The organism is Serratia sp. L9 (assembly GCF_050632285.1).
Lineage (GTDB): Bacteria > Pseudomonadota > Gammaproteobacteria > Enterobacterales > Enterobacteriaceae > Chania.
Genome location: NZ_CP192593.1, coordinates 91679 through 114152 on the forward strand (window position 1 = coordinate 91679; position 22474 = coordinate 114152).

Below are 22474 nucleotides of genomic sequence, written 5' to 3' on the forward strand. Positions count from 1 at the left end.
CTACAGCGTGAAATGAATAATGATACAGGGAGTAAGCCTGCGTGACTCTGACAGAAAAATCGGGCCATCTGGCGTGGTGTGCTCTGGTGGCGCTTGCGCTGGCCAAACAGGATGGCAGTGTGCATTCACCGGCGCAGGAAAATCTTTTCCTGACACGCTGGCTGGCCAACGCATTGAAACAGCGGCGCTTTGAACGTGTTGTCAGTCCCGATATCGAATGGCTGTTGAAGCAGGGACGACAATTGGGTGTCAGTGCAAAACTGACCAGCAAACTGAATTACCTGTGGCGATCCTGTACCGGTGAGCTGTCCGAGCAAAATGACCTTTTTCGTCTGACGTACGCGTTGGAAATGGCAAAAGACATGCTCTGGGCCTACCGGCTGCTCAGTGACAGCGAGTGGTCAGGTCGTTATGCCGTTGTCCTGAATGCCAGCGTGAACGGTATATATATCCCACGGACCAACCTCGACGCTGCCTTTGATGATGATGGCCAGCAGGTAAATCCGCTGATGGTTCGTCTAACCGGAAATATCGCGGGCGTTGAAACATTGTTTGATCGTTGTGGCTGGCAGGTTGTACTCGAAAGCGATGCCACTCTACCCTGTCAATACAAGCTGATGATGCGGCAAAAAGTGGCCATTAGATAACTATTGGAATTAGTCAGGAAAATAAAAATGAAAGATATTAATAAGATGAGCTGGAACCAAATTAAGTCTGAAGCACTGAAGGCACATAAAATCGTCCGTGATTCGGATAAAAAGCAGGGCATTATTGGTTACCGGGTAATGAAAAAAGATGAAAACCGCTACTTAACGTTCAATGGCAAAGTGTCGTTGGAAACGATGTGCTTCTGTGACAATATCGAGGAGGCGTATGTTTTCAAGGACAGGATTGAGCTTCTGCCTTTCATCCTGAAAATGGACCCTATCCCGACGCTGCTGCCCATTACCCAGGCAGAGTTTTGACTAAGTAACCTCTACGATCTCAAAAAGGCTTCACGTTAAAGAGTGGGTGAAGTCGTTGATGATTGTTGGAAAGTTATGGTCCGAACATCCTCTCCGGGACCTATCACGTCTGAGTGTCATTTCGGTTGTTTCGTTTATTTCGATTTTCGTTTATTTCGATTAATATGTGCATGACAACTTCTTAAGACTGAAACTCAAAACTGAAACTAAACCTTTAAATTGGATACTAAAATGACAAACTCAATTCTTGATAGCCTGAGCCTTCCAGCTCAAGGGGAGATTGAGGCAGCTGTACGTGGACAAAGGGAGCTTGCTGCCTACCTCTCCACTAAAATGGAAACACAAAAAATTTCGATTCAAGATGCAGATAACAACACTCACCAGATTGAGCTTCCAACGTCTTCATTGACTTTGCTTATGTCTATTCTGGGAGAATTGGCCGTTGGAAACGCGGTTCAGGTTGTTCCTGTGCATGCTGAATTAACAACGCAGGAAGCTGCCAATATTCTGAATGTTTCGCGCCCTCATATGGTGAAACTTCTGGAAGACGGGAAGCTACCTTTTCACAAAACAGGTCGCCATCGCCGCGTACTTTTCGCCGATTTGATGAGATATAAAGATCAGCGAGATAATGAAAGCTGCAGAGCAATGCAGGAATTGGCAGACCATAGCCAGGAGCTTGGATTTTACTGATGACTCACTCACCTTATCCCGTAGTCTTAGATGCTTGCGTTCTTTACCCATCCTTACTACGGGATTTATTGATGCAACTGGGGCTGACCGGACTGTATCAGCCTAAATGGGGTCAGTTTGGATATCGAAAATTATTGTACGTTAAGCCTATTTTTTCAGCAGGCATGACTGTCAGCTTTAATCTGAGAGGGCATGAGTTTTTAGTGCCGCTTACACGCTTCCCCTGAGGTCCGTCAGCGGGCCTTCCGTATGGTTCTGGATAGTCGGGACGAATACGACTCACAATGGGCTGCTCTCAGTCCCATCGCACCGAAGACACCTATGTGATCATTTGGCAGGGCTTCGCTTATCTGGCGTCTATCATAGATGTGTTCGCCGGTCGCATCGTGGGTTGGCAGGTCTCATCAGCATGTATCACAGGCGTATACTCAACGTCTGAAAGACGCGGAGCTGCTGTCCACACCATATCCCCGTACACAGCAATGAAAATCAATGGCAGTTTGCCAGGAACATTCCCAGAAACATACTCATTTCAGGTTTTTTGGCTCATCATGTCGCCTGTCTGAATGTCCGCTACGCTTAATAACTGCATAAATGATACGCCTCATTCTTCTTTACACGCTGAATTCGACAGGAGCAACTAATGACAATCAATACACTCGAAGATCTATTTATTCATGATTTATCTGATGTTTACAGTGCAGAAAAGCAAATTACTCGTGCATTACCCAAAATGGCACGCGCCGCCACCGATCCCACGCTGGTTGCCGCATTTAACCAGCACCTGGAAGAAACGCAGGGTCAGATTGAACGCCTGGATCAGTTAGTTGATAGCACAGAGGGTGTACGAATCAAACGTATGAAATGCCATGCGCTAGAGGGCCTGGCTGAAGAAGCACAGGAAATCATAGACGCCGTAGAAGCAGGTCCGGTACGGGATGCAGGTCTTATCGGCGCAGCCCAGAAAGTGGAGCACTATGAAATCGCCACTTACGGCACACTGTTAGCTCTGGCCAAAAAACTGGGGTACAGGGAAGCAGCAAAGCTGCTCGAGGCCACTCTGAAAGAAGAGAAGGCCACTGACGAAAAATTGTCGGTTATTTCAGATCAGCAACCGTAACCTTTTTTCATGTCCCTGAAACTCTGGCTGCGGTTATGCTTCTGCGCATATCCGCAGGCCATAACTGAACATGAGGTTTGATATGACCTACGAAGAACACTATCTTGACTGGGTAAGAGACGCATATGCCATGGAGAAACAGGCTGAAAGTATACTCGAGAAAATGGCCGGTCGTCTTGAACATTACCCGGATTTGAAAGCCCGTATTCAACAACATATTGCTGAAACTCAGCAGCAACAGAATATGGTGCAGTCCGTCATTGACCGGTATGACACATCAAGCTCGGTAGTCAAGGATACGCTTGGAAAACTGGCCGCTCAGGGACAGGCGATTGCCGGAATGATGGCTGAGGATGAGGTCGTCAAAGGTGCGATGAGTGGATATGTTTTTGAACAACTTGAAATTGCAAGCTATACCTCGCTTATTGCTGCGGCTGAGTTGATAGGGGATGAAGAAGGGGCAAGAATTTTTACGGCTATCCGCGAACAGGAGGTCGCCATGGCTGAGTGGTTAATTACCCATCTCCCGGCTGTGACAGAACAGTTTCTGGTGCGTTCTGCCGCCCCGGGCGTGGAAGCCAAAAAATAATCCTCTCTTGTTTCGCGCGACTAGCCTCAGAGCTGGCGCTCTTTTCCCAAATGATGGTGGAGTGAGCTATGTTCAGACATGTAAAACAACTTCAGTATACCGTCCGGGTGGCTGGTCCAAATCCGGGTCTGGCAAATCTTCTTCTGGAGCAATTTGGCGGCCCTCAGGGGAACTTGCCGCTGCCTGTCGCTATTTTACGCAGGGCCTGAGTGACGAAGATCCGGGGCGCAAAGATATGCTGATGGACATTGCCACTGAAGAACTGAGCCACCTGGAAATTATTGGCTCACTGGTGGGCATGCTCAACAAAGGCGCCAAAGGCGATGTCGCAGAAGGAACAGATAAAGAAGGTGAACTTTACCGAACCATTACAGGTAACGGCAATGACAGCCATCTTACTTCTCTTCTCTATGGAGGCGGACCGGCACTGACCAATTCCGCTGGCGTTCCGTGGACTGCTGCGTATGTCGATACCATCGGTGAAGTAACGGCCGATCTGCGTTCAAATATTGCCGCCGAGGCACGTGCCAAGATCCTGTATGAACGACTGATCAATCTCACAGACGATCCGGGTGTGAAGGACGCACTGGGGTTTCTGATGACACGCGAAGTAGCTCATCAAATCTCTTTCGAAAAGGCGCTGTACTCTATCCGGGATAATTTCCCGCCGGGTAAACTTCCGCCAATCGAACAGTACGCCAGTGTTTATTACAATATGTCTGGCGACAATAATGTCCGGGGGAGCTGGAACTCAGATGAGAACTTTACCTATATTGCAGACCCACGCCCTGCGGTTGACGGTGGAGATGGGACGGCAAGCGTGGCGTTAACCGCAGGACAGAAAGCTAAACTAAAGAACCTCGCTGACCGGACAGCTTCTGATCCCTCCGCGAATCCAGTGACTGGCACCGACCTGGGCATTGTTCCTCCCATTGAAAATGAAACAGTCAAGGGAAGTAAAAGCAATAAAGTCCCCGCTAAGAAGAAATAACCCAGTGGCGGCCCGTCCGGGTCGTCATCTTTGCCGGAAATACGTTCACGCATGAACTGCGCAGCAATCAGACCCGCCCGGAACAAAGCCACACTTAAAGCACAGGTGCAGATTCCGGAAAGACAAAACGTACAGCGCGGTACCAGCAAATACATCGAAATGGAAGAGATAATGGCAGAGCTTGGGGTTATCGCTGACCATTCCACACTTAGAGCCTATCCCAATAGGATTTTATTCCAGACAATGATGCCGCAGGTAAGATGCAGCATCGCCTCATAATTTTCGACTTTCTTCTCCCAGCGAGTCAGAACTCGACGGAAGCGATTCATCCAACTGTGCGTTCTCTCCACTACCCAGCGGTGAGCTTTAAAATCCGTGCTTTTGGTGGCTTCCGACTCTTCTTTACTTGACTGGATATGAGGTTCGTAACGACGGCTTTTCAGATAGGCCTCCAGCCATTCGGCTTCATAACCTTTGTCCATACAGAGGCGGAGCCTTCTACCTGGCCTGCCCGTCTGAAGGGCGTCGAGAGTATTAGCAACCAGCTTTATGTCGTGGGTATTTGCCCCTGCGACAACCAGCGAGAGGGGAAGCCCGTTCGCATCGGTCATCAGGCTACGCTTTACGCCCTGTTTCCCTCTGTCTGTGGGGTTCCGTCCTGTTTTTTGAGCCTGCCAGCGGTGACTTCGTCATACAGCCATCCATCGACAGCCATGACCAGTCGATGGCATCCAACTGCTCGCAGGCCAGCAACCCATTCTGCCAGAACCGTTCAAAAACCCCTGCTGCACACCACTCCTGGAAGCGGCGGTGAGCGGAGCTTGACGAGCATATTCCTGTGGCATTCAGGGCATTCCACTGGCAACCTGTTCTGAGCACAAAGAAAATGGCGTTCATTGCGGCACGATTATCAACCCGCTTGTGATGCGTGCCTAGCGGATGGTGGATTTTATGTTCTGGGAGCAGCGGAGCCATTTTCTCCCAAAGTTCATCGCTGTTCTGCCACTTGTTGCCTGCCATACGTCCCTCAGAAATTGCCATTATTTATTAACTGACAATTCCTTTTGGGATAGGTTCTTAATCATTGGGTTATTCCTCTGGTGCCGTTACTCTAAAACTTTTCGTCGGCCGCCCTATCAGAGGCTATTAGTCGGTGGATGCTGTATTTTTTTAACTCGTCAAGCAATTCAGCAATGGAGCTCTTCAGTTCTGCGATTTCCTTATCTTTCATGGTATCGATTTTTTCATGCAGTGCATAAAGCTCAAGATCCGTTTTAACGTTGACATTGGACGCAATTTCATTCCGACGAGCATCGTTCATGTTTTGCCGTTTCTGGCTCATCATTATGGCCGGAGCCGTATAAGCAGCCTGGAATGACAAAAACAGGTTTAGTAACACGAAAGGGTATGGGTCAAAACCGTTTTTTTGATTAGCAAATTATAGGTGGTCCAGACAATAATAACGGTGGTCTGTGCAAGAATAAATGTCCAACTTGCAATCCCACCCGTAATCCTGTCTGCCATTCTCTGTGCGAATGTGGTTTCTGGTTCACAGTCCGCAGGATCGGCTAAGAGCTCTTTATGTTCTTCTTTACTTTGACTACGTAATAAGAGGAGTTGACGCCGTGACTGAATGTCCATAGTGATTTATTTATGAAAATATTAGTTAAAGTAATAATGGTACATAGACCTTAAAAGTCCAGCACTCCAGCATGTCCACGCCGTTAATATCTTCTATAAAGTTATACAAGTTGTAACGTTGACCTGCTCCAGGATTAGATACAACGCTCAATTAGTAAAATACGTAAACATCGCTATCACAGCATTTCAGGCATTTTATAAAGCGCTTGTATCCGACAAACCTGCGAAGCACTGTAGCCCGTTGCATCTGCGGTTTCGCGGATGCTCAGTTTCTTGACCTGCCGGTAGTACAGGACTTTCTGATGCCGTTCCTGATCGGCCTGTTTACCCCGGTATTTTCCCAATGTATGTGCCCGTTCAATCCCCTGTTTTTGACGCTGGCGGCGATTCAGCCAGTCCTTATGTGACATTGCGGCCATCAGGTCGATAAGCATGCTATTGATGGCGGTTATTACTGCGCGAGTGATCGGGTCGGCCTGCGACGGGTCTTTATCTGACAGTGCCTGCCATGATGTGGGCACATCAAGGCTGACAATCCTCAACTCATGTTGATCTATCTGCTTTTTCAGCGTCATCCAGTCGCTGTTGCTCAGACGGGTCAGGCGGTCTATCTGCTCGACCAGTAAGATATCATTGTGGTGACTGTCCATCAGTAAGCGTCCCAGCTCCGGGCGTTCAAGTTTTGTACCACTGATATTTTCCCGATAGTAACTGGCGATTTTATGCCCCCGCTCCTGGACGAGCTGCTCCAGCATCTCTTTTGCACGATCGGCGAACTGATCTTCCGTCGATGCCCTCAAATAAGCTCTGATGAACATTTTATCACCACATTATCGCATTTAGGTTATTGCATTTACTCTATCGCATATAGGTTATGTCATTCATCGTGTGCCGTCATGTTTTGATTATGGCCTCGGGGTGTACCCTTGTGCGATAGGTATTTTTGTTAAAAATACCGCACCGAATAATTTATGAGGGAAACTATATGGCAAGGAGGCAGATTCTTTCTCTGTCGGAAAGAGAATCATTACTGGCATTACCGGACGATGAGTTAACGCTGACCCGGATGGCGTATTTCAGTGAACATGATCTGGCACTTATCAGTGCCCACCGTAAGCCTGCCAGCCGTTTTGGTTTTGCCGTCCTTCTTTGCTATCTGAAAAATGTCGGCTTTGCACCGGATAAAAAAATCCTACCCTCTGATGCGCTGCTGAAGCATATCGCCAGCAGGCTAAAACTTACCGGGGATCTCTGGCCTGCTTACCTTTCCGGCAGGGAAACCACGCGACGCGAACATTTAACCGAACTGTACCGTTATCTTGGCGTAAAAGCGTTCACCGGCAAAATACAGCAGGACTGTATTACACACTTGTTGCCGATGGCGACGCGCACCGATAAAGGTATTCTCCTGGCCGAAGAACTGCTGGTCTGGCTCCGGCAGAACAACGTGATAATCCCCGCGATTGATGTCGTGGAGCGTACCTGTGCTGAGGCCATGGCAGGCGGCGATAAAATCGTGTTTCAGACCCTGAATGCCCCGTTAACTCCGGCTCACAGGGATGCCCTGGATCGTTTACTTGAGTCATCGGATAATCAGTCTTCCAGGCTGACATGGCTTCTGCAACCTCCGGGTAAAATCAATGGTAAGAACGTGCTGCAACATCTTGATCGGCTCAGTAGCATTGAATCGCTGGCATTACCGGAAGGTATAGATCGTACCATTCACCAGAACCGGTTGCTGAAACTGGCGCGGGAAGGCCGAAAGATGAGCAGCCGGGATTTGACCCGATTTTCAGCAGCCCGGCGTCATGCGATCCTGGTGTGCGTGCTGGAAGAAGCCAGAGCCACACTGACAGACGAAGTGATTGAGCTGCATGAGCGAATGCTGAACAGCCTTTTCAGCAAAGCCAAAAGAACACAGGCTGAGCGCCTTCAGCAGACCGGAAAGCTGATCCAGTCAAAACTAAGGCAGTACATCGATGTCGGCCAGGCGCTGTCTGATGCCCGCGATTCCGGCGGCGATCCATGGCTCGCAATAGAAAACATACTCCCGTGGCCTGAATTTGTCGCCAGTCTGGAGGAAACTCGCCATCTTGCCAGAAAAAATAATTTTGACCCGCTGCATATTATTACTGAGAAATACAGCACATTACGGAAATATGCCCCACGCATGTTGTCCGCTTTACAGTTAGTCGCCACCCCGGCAGCGCAACCTCTGGCTGATGCGCTGGTTGTGATTAAGGATATGTACCGGAAACAGTCACGTAAAGTTCCGGCGACAGCGCCGCTTGAGTTTGTTCCTGAAAGCTGGCGCAAGGTGGTGATCACACCAGCGGGTATCGACCGGCAGTATTATGAATTTTGTGCGCTCAGCGAGCTTAAGGGTGCATTGCGCTCCGGGGACATCTGGGTTAAAGGCTCACGCCGCTACAAAAACTTTGATGATTACCTCATTCCCGAAAAGGACTTTGACAAACTCACACCGGCGCTGCCCCTGCCCGTATCTGCTGATTATCATGAGTACATTACCAGCCGTATGACCCTGCTTCAGTCCAGGCTTGAAGAGGTCAATGCCATGGCTGCCCTTGGTGAGCTGCCCGATGTGGAAATATCTGACAGGGGAGTAAAAGTCTCTCCGCTTGATAACTGCGTCCCGGTGCAGGTTTCACCGCTGGCAGAGCTGGTTTATAGCATGCTACCGCGCCCTAAAATCACGGAAATTCTCGATGAGGTAAACAGCTGGACGACGTTTACCCGACATTTTTCGCATATAAAAAATGACATTACCCGTCCCGATACCCGCCTGCTCCTCACCACCATCCTTGCGGATGGCATCAATCTTGGTCTGACCAAAATGGCAGAAGCCTGCCCCGGAAGCACCAAATCATCACTGGAAGATATCCAGGCATGGTACATCCGCGACGAAACCTATTCAGCCGCCCTCGCAGAACTGGTAAACGCGCAGGGGAAAAGACCACTGGCGGCATTCTGGGGAGACGGGACAACGTCATCATCAGATGGACAGAATTTCAGAACTGGCAGCTCAGGCCGCTACGCAGGGCAGGTTAACCCGAAATACGGGCAGGAGCCTGGACGTCAGTTTTATACCCATATCTCGGATCAATACAGCCCGTTTTACACCTGCATCATCAGTCGGGTCAGGGATTCAACCCATGTGCTCGACGGCTTGCTGTACCACGAAAGCGACCTTGAAATCAGGGAACATTACACCGATACCGCTGGGTTCACCGATCATGTCTTTGCCTTGATGCATTTGCTGGGATTTGCGTTCTGTCCGCGAATCAGGGATCTCCACGACAAGAAGCTGTTTATCAAAGGGAAAGTGGACCAGTACCCAGCGCTTCAGTCACTGATATCAACGACCAGGCTGAACCTGAAAGAGATAGAAATTCACTGGCGTGAAGTGTTGCGTCTGGCAACCTCGATAAAGCAGGGAACAGTGACGGCATCCCTGATGCTGAAAAAGCTTGCCAGCTACCCAAAGCAAAATGGACTTGCCAAAGCATTGAGAGAAATTGGGCGTATTGAACGAACGCTGTTTATGCTCGACTGGTTCCGTGATCCGGCACTTCGTCGGCGGGTGCAGGCGGGACTGAATAAAGGAGAGGCCCGTAACGCGCTGGCGCGTGCGGTATTCCTGCACCGGCTGGGTGAAATCAGGGACAGAAAACCGGAAAATCAGAGCTATCGCGCCAGTGGACTGACGCTGCTGACGGCAGCTATCTCGCTGTGGAATACCGTCTATATGGAAAGAGCTGTCGATACCCTGAAGCGTAAAGGGGTGAAGATCAACGAGCAATTGCTGTCGCATTTGTCCCCGCTAGGCTGGGAGCATATCAATCTGACAGGCGATTATATCTGGAAAAGCAACCGGATACCGGCTTCCGGTAAGTTTCGTAGGCTGAGACCCGCTAAAGTCGAAAGGTCAAAAAATAGCCTTAACGTACAATAATTTTCGATATCCAAACTGACCCCTTATACCTTCCAGAGCAGCAATGAAATTATTGTTCTGGACACGCTGGTTGCCGGGCTGAAACTGAGGTAACGGAAATTTCGACGGTTCCGGCGGAGGGCCCCATGAAGAGGAATTGAGGCCGTTAAATCTCGATATAAACAATTAATTATCTTCTTAGCGTGATTTTTTTACATCATTGGCCCTCAAACCCCTTTACTGCTTTGTTCTTGACTGCAACAGGTTGTGATGATTTGTGTAAATGACGATAGCTCGAGAGTTTAGCCTGATCAGACCTAGCTTCTTTAACGCATTTATTTTATGGGCGCTTACAGTTTTTTCCGATATTTTCATTTCTTTAGAAATCTCATGGTTTTTTTACCTTTTAGTAAATCACCTATGATTTCTACTTCACGAGACGTGAGCTCAATTGAGTTAAATTTATACTTTTGACTTAACAAATATTTAGTGAAGCAAGGAAATTCATGTATTGCGGTTTTTTTGATAGAATACCTTTTTTCCATATATCTGAAGGTACGTTACCAGAAATGGAGTGAATGATTTTAACATTTGATGCGATGGCAAGAAATAATGTAATTTGACTCAGGTCTTCATTTTCAGATGATAGTAAAATAGTATCTTCATGCTGGAGTTTAATAAAAGTATCTAGGCGCAGCAAGCGTTTTGTATCAATGATGGCCACTTGATATCCTGATTGTGTCAATACCTCTTTAGCACCTAATGAAAAATAGTTGTCATCAGAAACTATATATAACACGCCATTTTTTTCATCTAAATACTCCCACTAAATTTTTTAATAAAGACATATGAGTGTATCTTTATTGATTTAAAAACTTCGATTTCTGACGCATACAATCAAGTTAAAAATAGCGTCCAAAACATTAAGTTCCCTATTCAGCTCATTTACGAATCATCACAATTTTTCTAAATGAATATCGCAACCAATAAAATAGTTACGTTGGAACACTTTATGTATTGCATGAACATAAATTTAAGCCTTATAGAAAATCATTTCCGATACGTGTGGCTTAATGGGAAATATGCTACGTTGCTAAAAACACGAATGATAGAAAAATCAGCTTAATCAAGTTCTGAATTAAACGATAATTATTTTTTATTAACATCTTAAGATGAGATAACATTCAATTAATAACATTTTATCGTACCTAGGATTAGAGACAACGCTCAGTTAGTCATGTCGGAGGAATGGATGGTCAGGCACACTATCGTGAAGCCCTCCACGTGGGTCAGTCATATAACACGACAACTATTTATAGCTTTGCGCAACCATGATATCGTCCTTTGACCACGTCAGGTGGGAGGCCGCCAGTCGCAGGATAGCCCGCCCTTTACAACGTTGTCTGCGTTTTACATCCAGGCTATGTAGATGACAAGTCAGTCAAAAAAAGTGTATCTTCATGGGGTTGTTCTTATGCTTTTGATAAATATATTACTAACAAGTACTATGTTGAGCGGGTCACATTAAATAAAAATGTATTCACTAAATTGACGATTGTTTTTTCATCGAATGAGCAATAACTTCGAATTCTAAATGTGTGAAAAGTCAACCTTAATAAGATTTTTATCATGCTATAATAATTATAATGGTCTCTAAATCGTAGAAAGTATGTTCACTATGATGACTTATGTTGTGAGCGAATCAACGAGTAGTCACCTCGTAAATTAGTCTACTTACATTCAGAAAGTTTTCTGCATATTTACACTGTTAATGAAGGAGATCGTCATGTATTAACTCGTGTTACGGTTTTTCAAAGACATTTTATCTTCTGAGGAGGCAGAGGAATGTCTGTAACCATATGCTGTGATATTTGTATGATCCCAGTATGTGAGGCTTAAGGTGAAAACTGTGAAAATCTTCGTTGGACTCGAGATTTTTCAAGAGAAAACGTTAGACCATAACCGGAATAAAATTTTTAGGGTTAATGTCAATACGTATCCTGCCGTTATTGCTTGAAGGGTTTTATACGTCGAAAGTGGGTCTGGTACCTGAGCAAGTTTGATAAGTGCGGGTCAAATCAGGGCAACAATACAGCTCGAACAGTAATATATCAACCGAGTGGTATGTTATCACTGGGATCAACGGACGCAGTAAAGGGTGACAAATTTATCACTCATAAATAGATAGCCACTGTTCCCTACTTGGTACATATTAAAACGATAGTCATTACCATTAAATAACATAAATGAAGGGTACATCCCTATGAGAAAATCTGAGGGAGTCGTATTGCCCGGTAGTTCGGATACTGTTGATTGGTATATTATAAAAGTGTGCCCGTAATGGCTGAAGTTGAATGATGAAGCACGACGTATAATGGTTGCCTTATTGTCTTTGGTATTCACAATCCCGTCAAAGTTAACTCTGCCATTCGTCGCATACAAGAATATCGAAATCCGTGCCCTGCTAGAAGTGAGATTATTCTTGGTGACGAGAATGCCATGACAAGTGATGCTTATTTCCTCTCGGTTACCAATGAAAAAGAGGTAAATCGATGAAAATAGTATGCCAATGGCAACAATACTGAGGATAATGGACTTTCTTTTCATTTTATGTTCATGCCAATTAGGTTAAAGGTTGTGCATACAGGCGACTTAGGGCTTTCGATGGGAAGAGGACAGGCGACAACTGAGGTACGATTACTATATTTAAACGTTGTGATATAGAGATAGGGGTGTGTTTTACAATCAACACCTAATGATTGAATAGAGTTGATTATTTTTGCTATATCGTGAGCATTTGAATTGGCATAGATCACACATTTGGAATTATCCGGGTAAAGGGTGTAATTATTCAATGGCGATACCCTCTCTTTTTTGCTTGGAAGAAATAAAATGCTGAAAAAAAGCCATAACACCTAGTGCTATAACGCTATAAATGAGAGGTTTTTTCAATTTTTTCTTGAACGCCAACCATCTGGCGGGGGGCGGAGACTCATTAAGCATTTCCTGCAGAGAGACACTGTTTATCTCGACATCATCGTTTACTGATGGGATAGGCTCTTGTACGCCAAGCAACTGTTGTACAGAGAAGTTGTTATTAAACTGAAATCCCTGCTTCGGTATTGTCAATACCATTGTATTATAGTCTTTTGATATGCTTCGTAATGATTTACGCAGTAAGGCTATATTTTGGTAAAGCGTATTAACGGATACGCTCTTTGCATCGTCCCCCCAAGCATACTCGTAAAAGTCATGTTGGAGTACCAGGTCAGAACGCCGCTCAAGGAGCAACTCCAAGTATCGACTGGCTGGGGCATTAAGAGTAATAGTAAAATTTTCCGTACCGAAGGTGGTCAATTGGCAACTTTCTGGGCAAAACTCAAAATTTGAGTCAATAATGTAGCGCATAAACATCCTTCACCCATTATTATGTTAATAGTTTCAATATGTTAAATTATGTCTCATTCATTCCTTCGATGCGTCGATTGTGGCTTATGGATGATCACTCCACTAACTAAACACAGAACCTTTACACATTTGAAATTATAGCAGTTATTGATATTTTCATCTGGTTGATACCGATTTTTTAGATTAACCATAATGCAATGACACGGCTTTCGACCACTGCAGGTTTACTTATTTTTCAAGATATTGTTGTTTGTGATATTTTACATATTGAGCAAAAGCAAATAAACGATAGGGGCAACTTATCACTAATTATGGCAATGTTGCAAAGTTCGCGATGAGGTAGCACAAAAATCGACAGTGCGGCCCTTGTTGTCAACGGCCCGGTAAAGATAAGCCCAGTGACCATCGACCTTCACGTACGTTTCATCAATATGCCACGGACAAAGATCGGAAGGGTTACGCCAGTACCAGCGTAGTCGTTTTTCCATTTCAGGCGCATAACGCTGAACCCGGTTGTGTCGCGTTAACGGCCATAGGCCAGCCATAGTTAGCGCTGCCGATTATTTAGGCTGCCAGCAAATAGAATTGTTCCGCAGGTGACAATCCCTCACTTTGCGGAGGTTGATATTGCCCTTTGCGTATCATGTGAATCAGTTCGATACCTGCTAGGGCGCTTGTGCTCGTCGAAACGATTTGAATCCCAGCATCGACCGTATCCGGCGTTTGATATTCCGGTGATCTTGTTCAACCAGGTTGTTCAGATATTTGCTTTGTCTAAAATCGTTTCCTCATAGTGTCTGTCGGCGTTGAGTGTGGCCAGCGTTGCCGTATTGACGCCACTTTTATCAATTGTCACGACCTCCGGTTCGCAGTGGTGACGAATAGCCTTGCGAAAAAAGCGCAAGGCGGCTGCAACATCCCGTTTGGCGGTCAGCAGGAAGTCGATGGTCTGGCCTGAAGTATCCACCGCGCGGTACAGAGATTTCTATTGCCCTTTGATTTTGATGTAGGTTTCATCCATGTGCCACCGACGACCCACGGGGCGTTTATGTCGGCAAAATGCCTTATCCAGCAAGGGCACCAGACGGATTACCCAGCGAAGAGGCGTGGAATGGTCAACGACAATACCGCGTTCTGCCATCATTTCTTCCAAGTTACACAAACTCAGTGAGTAAGCCAGATACCAGCGGACACACTTAACGATAACATCGATGGGGTAATGCAGGCGACTGAAGGCATTTTGGATCATAGACATGGATAGATAACACCCTGAAGATACGGCATGTTACCCGACAAGCTCTTAATGCGACAGAGCCCTGAGCCCAGCGGTAAATAGTGGAGTGCTCGACATTTACACTACGCTCGGCCAGCATCTCCTGCAGTTCACGGTAACTGATACCGTATTTGCAGTACCAACGTACCGCCCACAGGATGATATCACGCTGAAAATGCCAGCCTTTGAATGGGTTCATGTGCAGCTCCGTCAGCAAAAGGTGACGATGAGTTTATCACCTCCAGATTTTTGCAACAGTGCCGGCGGGAGTATAATAAGCTACGATGGCTGAATGAAATCACTCTCTAACAAACTCTTCGCTCCCGCCGCATGCAGGCTACTGTTGCTTTTCATATGCCTCATTGCTTCGCTTTTTGTAAATTTTTGTAAATAGTAATTTAAAATCATCGTATTTTTATTTTATTTTTTAAGAAATAACTTATTAAAAGCCACGTGATGTAAGGGTTTAAATTAATTAAACCGAGAAGAGTCCTAATATGCTTCATGTGATATAACAAAGCCGCATCATGTATAGAAAATAAACATCTTCCTATGTGTAAAATTCTTCTGTAAAGTATAGATATAACAACAAAGGTGACCGATTAATTATTGTTTTTAGACTCTTTTCTATATGAGTTCATTCCAAATAATCTTTTTTAAAGGATTATTTGAACCAGGTTCATTATAGAACGGAAAATATTGACGCCTCGTATTGGTGAAGGTTGTCAATTAATTGATATCATAAGGAAATTACTAATGAAAAAGATGCTTCTGTCTGTTGTTGCCGCCGCTGTTCTGTCCACCGGTATGGCACATGCCGCTGACGGTGTAGAGAAAAAGATCAACCTCGTGGCAACGATTAACGATGCAATTTATGTTTCAAAGCCCGATGGCAAATCCTGGTATACCACGGAAGAGCTTTATGCCAAAGACTACACCCAGACTGAATTTGCATCTAACGTTTTGCCCGTGCGTATTTTCAGCAAGGCGGAGAAAGTTGATGTCTCACTGGTTCAGGCGGTTGTTATTCATAAAGATGATGGTGCAGAGTTCCAGAACGTGGTCGTCAACTTTGCCGGTAAAACCCTGCCTGCCTCGGGATCGGCCAACACCATCACCCAAACAACCGTGGCCAACGGCGGTTTTGACAATATCTATGATCTGCAGATCCTGGCCGATGCCCCTACCATGGTGGGGGGAGCCAGCGCGGATGCAAACAACGGCCAATACCAGGGCGACCTGGTGATGCTGTTCGAACCAAAACCATAAATCACCCCGGTGTAATACCGGGACAGGGGCTTTGAGATAACAATAGGGCTATGTGCCATGGCCCTATTATTCAGTTCAATTGCATTTTCGCCAAGTGATAAGGTGAAAATTAAAAATTGTTATTAAGAATTGTTTTTTTGAATGTCGGTCTAATTGATAAGGCTTGACTGATTATTGTAGTTAATTATTGTTGCGTCGTTTAGAACAAATTATATCTCAGCTGGTTATTGTCAATCTAATTATTATTAGTGTCGTTTACTTAAATTATGGAATGGATTCTCCATGGCAAAAGTTTTCTCGGGATGGGCAACGACATCCTTCTTGCTATTGGCTCCGTATGCCGCAACGTATGCAAGTGATGTCCAAATTGAGTATCAGGTGCCTGCCGGGTTTTCCAAGTCCGATCAGGACACGTCAACGCAGTTTCTGGCCACGCTGGACGGCATGTCCTTGCCGGGACCGCTAGACTGGTCTGAACAGAAGAATCAGCTCACGTTCGATGATGAGTTGTACCGCCGCAACGGGATTTCAGCAGAGCAGATCGCCATACTGAACAACGTACTTTCCCAGATCCCCTATGCGCTCTGCCCGACCGGCTGTGAGTTTACCCTCAGTGGCCAGACGGTCTCACTGGACAAGGTGAAAAAATCGCTGACCATCAACAACGGCGAATCGCGCTACGTACAACCTGCAACGAGACTGAGCTTCATCCACAACCAATCGCTGGATGTGCGCGCGTCGTCGGAAGAATACCGGGCGGTGTCCGCTTTTGGTCAGGGGTTTCTGGGACTGCCCGCACAGAGCTATGGGTACCTGAGCTGGTACTACAGCCAGAACCGCAACTATGACGCCCGAGAGACAGATCAGGGGATCAGTACCTGGTATCTGCAGAAAAACTTTGCGTCCACCTACCTGCGTGGCGGACGCCAGGATGCGCGGGATGCGGCGGCGGGCAGTGTCAACACGTCCCTGAACCCGAGTTTTGACCAGTTTGTCACCCTGGGAAGCCAGGACAACCTCAATCAGGATAAAAAATCCACGGGCAATCTGGTGCTGTTCGCCACAAGCGAGGGTGACTATGAATTCTATCGCGATGGCCGACTTATTCGTCGGGTACCGGCTATGATCGGTCGCAACGAGATTGACTACAACCTGCTGCCCGGGGGTTCTACAGCGTGGAAGTCCGCCTGGTGAACCGCAACGGTCAGGTGCTCAGTCGTGAAACCCAGCAGATAGCCAACGTCAATTACGGCACCGGGTCGGGCTGGTACCTGACGCTGGGCAAGGAATTGAACACCCAGGAGAAAATCGTCAATGCGGGGGGCAGTTTCCAGAACAGCTGGTTTGCCGCCAGCAGCTCTCTACTCAAGGGCAGCGGCAATGCTTGGGCGGCAGAGAGCAACCTCACCCGGCCCATGCTGATCGGCGATCTGAATGTGGCCCCGACCCTGGGGATCATGGCCGGTGAAAAAAGTACCGGGGGGTACGCCAGCCTGAGTGCAAGCAGTCAGACCTTGGGCTCCCTGACCGTCTCGCAATACCAGAATACGTCGATCTCCGAGTATTATCAGGCGCGCAACAGCACGGCATTTAACTACAGCCGACAGGTTGGCCCGACGCGGTTGAGTTACAACTACAACCGGTATGACCGCAGCGAACTCCATCAATTGCAAAGCTCATGGAATGCGCGCGGGAACGGGGTGTGGGCCGTGATTTCCACCGGGGTGCAGAAGGGCGGGTATAACCAGAGCGACAACAACTACGGGGTGTTTCTGAACACCACCATCATGCTCGACAACAGTAATGCCACGTTCAACGCGGCTTACGAAAATGACAGATTGCACACGGGCGGCAGTTACACCCGTGACTTTGAGGACAGTACCGGGACGACCACCGCCGGGGCGGACTTCAGTGAAGTGGGGCGGACCAATTCATTCGGCGTGATGGGAAAACGCAGCGGCACCCGCGGTGACGCCTCATTACGTGTTGGCGTGGACGACCGAGTGACCAACGGAAGTTTTAACTACAATGGAATGGTGGCCGCCAGCAAAGACGGCCTTGCCCTGGGACGCACCAGCCCGAGCGGGGTGGCGATGCTGGTCACTACGCCCAACTTGGGGGATATGAAGTACGGCTTCAGGGTTGAGGGGCACCCGGTGGCGGGGGGCAGCACCTATGCGGTGCCACTGGGGAGTTATCAGGACGTGGTGTTCGCCGGTGCGCAGTCCGTGGACACAGGGACCGACATGAATATCCGTCTGCCGGCAAATGTGGTTCGCGCGCATCCCGGGCAGGTGTATCCGGTGAACGCCGAGGTGGAGATGAACATGCTGTACAACGGTTTCTTGGTGACAGCCAGCGGTCAGCCAGTCAGTGGCACGGTGAAAGAGACCGGTGACACCGTGTACCCGAACGGCCTGTTCTCCGTTGCGTCCTCTACGCTGCTCAGGCATATCACGGTAGAAGGCCAGCAACAACGCTACCGTTGTGATCTGACGGAACCCAAAGACAGCCGCTATCTGTGCGTGACGGCCAGATGATGCCCCGGTAAATACCGTATCGGTACCGCCTTGCTAGCACAGGTGCAGGGTCCGATACGTAACAGCCAGACAACAAGCGAGTAATACCATGAAGAAAATGATGAACCTGCTCTTTCTCACCGGTGCCGTCGGGTTGCTGATGACCTGCGGTCCGGTACAGGCGGATGGTCAGTTGATGGTGATGCCGGCACGCAGCACGGTGGAGGGCAAGCAGAACCGTACAGTGCAGGTCAGTAACCTCGGTGATAAGCCACTGTACCTGAAGATCGATCTGGTCCTGGTTGAAAATCCCGGCCAAAGTCCGGAGCGCAAAAAGTCGATGGGTGATGTTGCCCTGCCGGAGATGATGGTCAACCCAGGCAAATTGACGTTGGGGCCCGGACAGAAACGGGATATCAATCTGGTGGCGTTGAAGGCCCCCGCACGGGAAATGGTCTACCGGCTGTACATCGTGCCCGTGTCCAGCATCAAGGTGGTGGATGACGGGAGTAAGGACAAAATCAAGGCCCCGGTAAATTTTGGTGTTGCGTATGGTGTGGTGGTGCATCACAAGCCCCCGACGACAGCTCAAACGCATGGATGGACACATCAGTGCACGGCACAGGGGTTGCAATTGACATCAACGGGAAATGTACACATGTCGTTCACCGGTTTGCAGGTGAACCCGGCGGGCAGTATGCCATCCGAGCAGAATGTGTATCCTGGGACACCGCTGGTGTTTGCGGCAAAAAGTGTGAAAGGAAATGCTGATGGCAAACCGTTTGACGTGCGCTGCCCGTAAGGTTGCCATCGGGATACTGCTGTGTGGACTCCCTTGGGGAATGGTTCTGGCGTTAATTGACATCTCCCCAAAAATCATCGAGATGAAGGACGCTCAGACTGACGTTCGGGTATTGAACATCGGGGACAAGCAAGAATATGTCGAGATCACCCTGTTCGAAGTGGCTAACCCCGGCGTTCCGCCGCAAGAAGAGCAGCGGATACCGTTGGGTATCATCAAAGATCCCTATCTGTACGCCGCCCCTTTCAAGTTGTCACTGGGGCCTGGCCAGGATAAACCGGTGAAGATCACGGCGTTGAAACGTCCTGAACGGGAAAAAGTGTACCGGTTAGGCGTGATACCCCAGCAGAAGGCAAGCGTCAGCGGAACTGGCGGTAATGTGATGCTGATTAATCTGGGATATATGGGGTTGATACGCCAACTACCGATGAATCAGGTGGCGACCTGGCGGTATAATTGTAATGCACAAGGAATGCAACTGGAGGCTACTGGCACAATACGGGTGCAATTCAGCGAACTAAAGCAGGATGGCAAAGACGTGGATGATATTAATATCTACCCCGGAACGCCGCGACAGATTGCAGGCAAGGCCTTGCACGGCAAGGCACAAGACCAACCGTTTACTCTGCAGTGTGGTACATAAGAGATAATAAAGAAGGGGTCAGCATGATGAAGAAATGGTTACAGATGATGGCGGCTGCTCTGCTGCTGTCAGGGAGCACTGTGAATGCGGCAGACACCAATCTGGGTACTGTACAGGTCAGTGTTGAGCTGACCGATCTACCGCAAATTACGGTACAGAAGCCAGGAGGAGGTTGGTACGACACGCTGGAGCTGAAAAACAGTACGGGCAGTGATATCACCCGCTATGAGGCGCAGGTCAGCGTGGAAGTGAACATCCGCAATGGTCGTGATTTTGCAGTTTCACTGGTCAGACCGATGAGTTTGACCAATGAAGCCGACGCTACTTTGATTTTCACCCATGAGCGGGTGCAGTTTGGCAGCAGTGGTACTGCGTTGCAAACGCTGAGTTCCGTCCCGCTGAACGTCAGTAATACGATCGTCGGTGGCGGGATATCTACAGGGCTTTATGTGATAACGGTAGGGGCCAATGAACCCGCCGGGGGATTCAGGAACGTCGCGGGTAATTATGTGGGCGAACTGGTTCTGATGTTTGAGGCGAAGGTTTAACATCGTCTTCTCATTATAGATCTCAATTTGCGGCTAAAGGGTCGTAATTTGAGAATGACAGCTGGCCATTTTAATCTGTTGCTGTTTTGCCCATTAAAATAATTTCATAAAAAAGTGGGATGCCTAGTGACGTATAAGAGACCGTTTCATTGAAAGATGATACGTCAGTATGTTGGGTGGTAGAAATTGTGATTTTTAAATTTATTGTGCGTGTAAAATATTAAGGAATTATGATGAAGGTAAGTTTTCCATGCTGTGCTTTTTTAGGTACGCTCCTGCTGGGCAACAGTATTCAGCCCACGTTTGCTGATACGGTCTACAGAATGGATTTGAGTAACTGTTCAATTAGCGACATAGGTAATAATCAATGGAAAGTAGTTTTTGATATGACGCGTATGGCGCACCAAAGCGGCGCTAATATTCATCCTAACACGTCCCTTAGTGTCCAAATAAAAATTCCGACGATTTCAGGGACGGGTTTGAGTTCGACAAACTTCGTGTGGAATCCGGTACCCATCAAGGATCTTACACTGCCTGCTGGGGTGGTTACCCGCGGTACGCCGAGCTATTACAGCCAAGGCATAACCCTTGGTCCGCCTACAGGGGATCTGATATTGACCACTGGCGGGCATGTGACATTTATTATCACGCCAACAGTAGCTAATAAGGCATACCCGGCAGCAGCAATCTCTACAACTGCCGCGAATGATGGCGGCTCCGTGAGTGGTGGCACTTACTGGTTCATACCCACCAAAACGAACGGTACCTGTATACGTACTTCTGGTTCTCCAAGCGTGCCGGTTCCGCCGATCACCGAGGTGATGCCCCCAGAGCCAGAGTTTAAAATGTCAACTGCCAAGTGGGTGCTTGACAAAACGGATGTGGGAGACTTGCCCGATGTAACCGCGTCGAGTAACGGTTATCTCGCCACGATCCAAAATATCAACAGCAACAACCTGTGCGTTAACTACGTGCTGGCCGGCGTGAAGAAAAATACCTATGCGTTGAGTGTGAGCAATACCCCGAGCACACAAGGGGGACGCAGTCTGTTTACAATGCACGGCCCTGATAGTAGCCAGCTATTTTATAATTTGAAATTGAAGAGTTCAGTGGGCGGTTCGGCGAATGACTATAAATTCCCCGCCTCTGGCACAACCAATTACATAAGCCTGCAACAAGGGAATGATATCGGGAACGGTCGCAGCCAGATGTGCTGGACTCCCGAAATAAACCTGTTCAAGAGCGCATCGACCAAAGCAGGGATGCACACGGATTCCCTGAACTTTATTATTACCCCGAACACCTAAGTGATGCGGATTTGACAAGGATATCTGTTTTCATAAGGAGATGTCATGACAAAGAAAAATATAGCGATCCAGTGCCCCTGTGGCTATACCAGAATGGGTATTGAAGATCTCCTGCGTAAAAAAACGTAGCCAAGAAATGTAAGATTGTTACCAGTACTAGCCACTTTGGTCAGTTTGAGGAGCATTTAAAAGTGCTTCGTTGTGTAGATATCATTATAGTGACGTTAAGTAGCGCAGTTGACGACCCTGTTTCTACCTTGAGTTTTTTGGTGAATATTTACCGAGTGTAAATCCAAAAGCCAGAATATTACTGGTCGCGGATATTGTCCCTAATAGGGTCATGGCCCAATATTTACTCTTTTCACTCAACAGTATTGATAGAATATTGGATGTTTCAAAATCACTGAGGATGATAGAAAGTCAGTTAGTTGACGTAATCGAAATGGCAAGAGATGAACCTAAATCTTGTAGAAAAGCGATGCAGACACTTTCTCTGCGAGAAAATTTCGTGTTACGGCGACTGCTTAATGGGGAAAAAATGTCGCTCATTGCTAAAGACTTAAGAGTTAGCATCAAAACGGTGAGTCATAATAAGCGCTCTGCATTAATAAAGTTGGGCATAAGAACATTGCAGCCATTGATAATCAATGCTGGTTATAAAAAAGAAATACGAAGAATTAGAACCCTCTCTAAGCGTAGAAAGTAAAATATCAACTCCTTGTTATGTGTAATGAAGTACCAAGGGGAAAGTAAA

19 protein-coding genes and 6 pseudogenes are annotated in these 22474 nt (G+C 47.4%); 16 read left to right on the forward strand and 9 right to left on the reverse strand.

Annotation, left to right across the window (positions count from 1 at the left end; translation table 11 throughout):
* Positions 1 to 41 precede the first annotated feature (41 nt).
* The 7 genes and pseudogenes from ACQ86O_RS27635 (at position 42) to ACQ86O_RS27665 (ending at position 4358) form a co-directional block, all read left to right on the forward strand.
* On the forward strand, positions 42 to 647 hold the full coding sequence (locus tag ACQ86O_RS27635; protein ID WP_431225859.1) for a DUF2913 family protein: 606 nt from the start codon (positions 42 to 44) through the stop codon (positions 645 to 647).
* Positions 648 to 674: 27 nt separating this feature from the next.
* Positions 675 to 965 carry a hypothetical protein gene (locus tag ACQ86O_RS27640; protein ID WP_431225860.1) on the forward strand — a complete coding sequence of 97 codons (291 nt, stop codon included), beginning with the start codon at positions 675 to 677 and terminating at the stop codon, positions 963 to 965.
* Between the two features lie 231 nt (positions 966 to 1196).
* Positions 1197 to 1658, forward strand: a complete 462-nt coding sequence (locus ACQ86O_RS27645; protein ID WP_431225861.1) for a helix-turn-helix domain-containing protein — start codon at positions 1197 to 1199, stop codon at positions 1656 to 1658.
* Positions 1658 to 1768: pseudogene (locus ACQ86O_RS27650) on the forward strand (PIN domain-containing protein); the annotation flags it as partial. The gene ACQ86O_RS27645 and the pseudogene ACQ86O_RS27650, both read left to right, overlap by 1 nt.
* A gap of 533 nt (positions 1769 to 2301) precedes the next feature.
* Complete coding sequence (locus ACQ86O_RS27655; protein WP_431225862.1) at positions 2302 to 2778, forward strand: ferritin-like domain-containing protein; 477 nt, start codon at positions 2302 to 2304, stop codon at positions 2776 to 2778.
* Between the two features lie 82 nt (positions 2779 to 2860).
* Positions 2861 to 3367 carry a ferritin-like domain-containing protein gene (locus ACQ86O_RS27660; RefSeq protein ID WP_431225863.1) on the forward strand — a complete coding sequence of 169 codons (507 nt, stop codon included), beginning with the start codon at positions 2861 to 2863 and terminating at the stop codon, positions 3365 to 3367.
* A gap of 68 nt (positions 3368 to 3435) precedes the next feature.
* A pseudogene (locus ACQ86O_RS27665) lies at positions 3436 to 4358 on the forward strand (manganese catalase family protein).
* A gap of 215 nt (positions 4359 to 4573) precedes the next feature.
* Here the strand turns inward: ACQ86O_RS27665 and ACQ86O_RS27670 are convergent.
* The 3 genes and pseudogenes from ACQ86O_RS27670 to ACQ86O_RS27680 form a co-directional block, all read right to left on the reverse strand.
* Positions 4574 to 5399, reverse strand: a pseudogene (locus ACQ86O_RS27670) (IS5 family transposase).
* A 70-nt stretch (positions 5400 to 5469) separates the two neighbouring features.
* Positions 5470 to 5757 (reverse strand): DUF1003 domain-containing protein, encoded by a 288-nt coding sequence (locus ACQ86O_RS27675; RefSeq protein WP_431225864.1) that lies wholly within the window; start codon positions 5755 to 5757, stop codon positions 5470 to 5472.
* A 418-nt stretch (positions 5758 to 6175) separates the two neighbouring features.
* Positions 6176 to 6817: a recombinase family protein gene (locus ACQ86O_RS27680; protein WP_431225865.1), complete on the reverse strand. Its 642-nt coding sequence runs from the start codon at positions 6815 to 6817 to the stop codon at positions 6176 to 6178.
* A 167-nt stretch (positions 6818 to 6984) separates the two neighbouring features.
* Between ACQ86O_RS27680 and ACQ86O_RS27685 the strand changes: the two genes are divergently transcribed.
* On the forward strand, positions 6985 to 9972 hold the full coding sequence (locus ACQ86O_RS27685) for a Tn3 family transposase (protein WP_431225866.1): 2988 nt from the start codon (positions 6985 to 6987) through the stop codon (positions 9970 to 9972).
* A 216-nt stretch (positions 9973 to 10188) separates the two neighbouring features.
* Here the strand turns inward: ACQ86O_RS27685 and ACQ86O_RS27690 are convergent, their stop codons facing one another.
* The 6 genes and pseudogenes from ACQ86O_RS27690 to ACQ86O_RS27715 form a co-directional block, all read right to left on the reverse strand.
* Positions 10189 to 10326, reverse strand: a complete 138-nt coding sequence (locus tag ACQ86O_RS27690; protein WP_431225867.1) for a hypothetical protein — start codon at positions 10324 to 10326, stop codon at positions 10189 to 10191.
* Between the two features lie 100 nt (positions 10327 to 10426).
* Positions 10427 to 10750, reverse strand: coding sequence for a hypothetical protein (locus tag ACQ86O_RS27695; protein WP_431225868.1), 324 nt, complete (start codon positions 10748 to 10750; stop codon positions 10427 to 10429).
* A 2048-nt stretch (positions 10751 to 12798) separates the two neighbouring features.
* Positions 12799 to 13359 (reverse strand): winged helix-turn-helix domain-containing protein, encoded by a 561-nt coding sequence (locus ACQ86O_RS27700; RefSeq protein WP_431225869.1) that lies wholly within the window; start codon positions 13357 to 13359, stop codon positions 12799 to 12801.
* A 329-nt stretch (positions 13360 to 13688) separates the two neighbouring features.
* Positions 13689 to 13883, reverse strand: a pseudogene (locus tag ACQ86O_RS27705) (DDE-type integrase/transposase/recombinase); the annotation flags it as partial.
* Positions 13884 to 13923: 40 nt separating this feature from the next.
* Positions 13924 to 14614 (reverse strand): annotated as a pseudogene (locus tag ACQ86O_RS27710) (IS6 family transposase).
* A 61-nt stretch (positions 14615 to 14675) separates the two neighbouring features.
* Positions 14676 to 14831: pseudogene (locus tag ACQ86O_RS27715) on the reverse strand (IS6 family transposase); the annotation flags it as partial.
* A gap of 557 nt (positions 14832 to 15388) precedes the next feature.
* Here ACQ86O_RS27715 and ACQ86O_RS27720 point away from each other — a divergent pair.
* The 8 genes from ACQ86O_RS27720 (at position 15389) to ACQ86O_RS27755 (ending at position 22426) form a co-directional block, all read left to right on the forward strand.
* Positions 15389 to 15901, forward strand: a complete 513-nt coding sequence (locus ACQ86O_RS27720; protein WP_431225870.1) for a CS1 type fimbrial major subunit — start codon at positions 15389 to 15391, stop codon at positions 15899 to 15901.
* A gap of 282 nt (positions 15902 to 16183) precedes the next feature.
* Positions 16184 to 17095 carry a hypothetical protein gene (locus tag ACQ86O_RS27725; RefSeq protein ID WP_431225871.1) on the forward strand — a complete coding sequence of 304 codons (912 nt, stop codon included), beginning with the start codon at positions 16184 to 16186 and terminating at the stop codon, positions 17093 to 17095.
* The gene (locus tag ACQ86O_RS27730; RefSeq protein WP_431225872.1) at positions 17077 to 18441 is read left to right on the forward strand and encodes a hypothetical protein; all 1365 of its coding nucleotides are present in this window, start codon (positions 17077 to 17079) and stop codon (positions 18439 to 18441) included. Before ACQ86O_RS27725 ends, ACQ86O_RS27730 begins: the two co-directional genes overlap by 19 nt.
* 97 nt (positions 18442 to 18538) lie before the next feature.
* A complete protein-coding gene (locus ACQ86O_RS27735) occupies positions 18539 to 19222 on the forward strand; it encodes a fimbrial biogenesis chaperone (RefSeq protein ID WP_431225873.1) in 684 nt (227 codons plus the stop codon).
* The gene (locus ACQ86O_RS27740) at positions 19191 to 19865 is read left to right on the forward strand and encodes a hypothetical protein (RefSeq protein WP_431225874.1); all 675 of its coding nucleotides are present in this window, start codon (positions 19191 to 19193) and stop codon (positions 19863 to 19865) included. The genes ACQ86O_RS27735 and ACQ86O_RS27740 overlap by 32 nt, the downstream gene beginning before the upstream one ends.
* A 23-nt stretch (positions 19866 to 19888) precedes the next feature.
* Complete coding sequence (locus ACQ86O_RS27745) at positions 19889 to 20413, forward strand: hypothetical protein (RefSeq protein WP_431225875.1); 525 nt, start codon at positions 19889 to 19891, stop codon at positions 20411 to 20413.
* A gap of 230 nt (positions 20414 to 20643) precedes the next feature.
* Positions 20644 to 21720, forward strand: coding sequence for a hypothetical protein (locus tag ACQ86O_RS27750; RefSeq protein WP_431225876.1), 1077 nt, complete (start codon positions 20644 to 20646; stop codon positions 21718 to 21720).
* A gap of 538 nt (positions 21721 to 22258) precedes the next feature.
* Complete coding sequence (locus ACQ86O_RS27755) at positions 22259 to 22426, forward strand: hypothetical protein (RefSeq protein ID WP_431225979.1); 168 nt, start codon at positions 22259 to 22261, stop codon at positions 22424 to 22426.
* Positions 22427 to 22474: the final 48 nt, after the last annotated feature.

Bases quoted from the DNA above. Each gene is read 5' to 3' on its own strand.
- ACQ86O_RS27655 (WP_431225862.1), top strand. From the start codon at position 2,302: ATGACAATCAATACACTCGAAGATCTATTTATTCATGATTTATCTGAT.
- ACQ86O_RS27740 (WP_431225874.1), top strand. From the start codon at position 19,191: ATGGCAAACCGTTTGACGTGCGCTGCCCGTAAGGTTGCCATCGGGATA.
- ACQ86O_RS27725 (WP_431225871.1), top strand. From the start codon at position 16,184: ATGGCAAAAGTTTTCTCGGGATGGGCAACGACATCCTTCTTGCTATTG.
- ACQ86O_RS27690 (WP_431225867.1), bottom strand. From the start codon at position 10,326: ATGAAAATATCGGAAAAAACTGTAAGCGCCCATAAAATAAATGCGTTA.
- ACQ86O_RS27755 (WP_431225979.1), top strand. From the start codon at position 22,259: ATGTCGCTCATTGCTAAAGACTTAAGAGTTAGCATCAAAACGGTGAGT.
- ACQ86O_RS27680 (WP_431225865.1), bottom strand. From the start codon at position 6,817: ATGTTCATCAGAGCTTATTTGAGGGCATCGACGGAAGATCAGTTCGCC.
- ACQ86O_RS27640 (WP_431225860.1), top strand. From the start codon at position 675: ATGAAAGATATTAATAAGATGAGCTGGAACCAAATTAAGTCTGAAGCA.
- ACQ86O_RS27700 (WP_431225869.1), bottom strand. From the start codon at position 13,359: ATGCGCTACATTATTGACTCAAATTTTGAGTTTTGCCCAGAAAGTTGC.
- ACQ86O_RS27685 (WP_431225866.1), top strand. From the start codon at position 6,985: ATGGCAAGGAGGCAGATTCTTTCTCTGTCGGAAAGAGAATCATTACTG.
- ACQ86O_RS27745 (WP_431225875.1), top strand. From the start codon at position 19,889: ATGATGAAGAAATGGTTACAGATGATGGCGGCTGCTCTGCTGCTGTCA.
- ACQ86O_RS27660 (WP_431225863.1), top strand. From the start codon at position 2,861: ATGACCTACGAAGAACACTATCTTGACTGGGTAAGAGACGCATATGCC.
- ACQ86O_RS27645 (WP_431225861.1), top strand. From the start codon at position 1,197: ATGACAAACTCAATTCTTGATAGCCTGAGCCTTCCAGCTCAAGGGGAG.
- ACQ86O_RS27735 (WP_431225873.1), top strand. From the start codon at position 18,539: ATGATGAACCTGCTCTTTCTCACCGGTGCCGTCGGGTTGCTGATGACC.
- ACQ86O_RS27750 (WP_431225876.1), top strand. From the start codon at position 20,644: ATGATGAAGGTAAGTTTTCCATGCTGTGCTTTTTTAGGTACGCTCCTG.
- ACQ86O_RS27720 (WP_431225870.1), top strand. From the start codon at position 15,389: ATGAAAAAGATGCTTCTGTCTGTTGTTGCCGCCGCTGTTCTGTCCACC.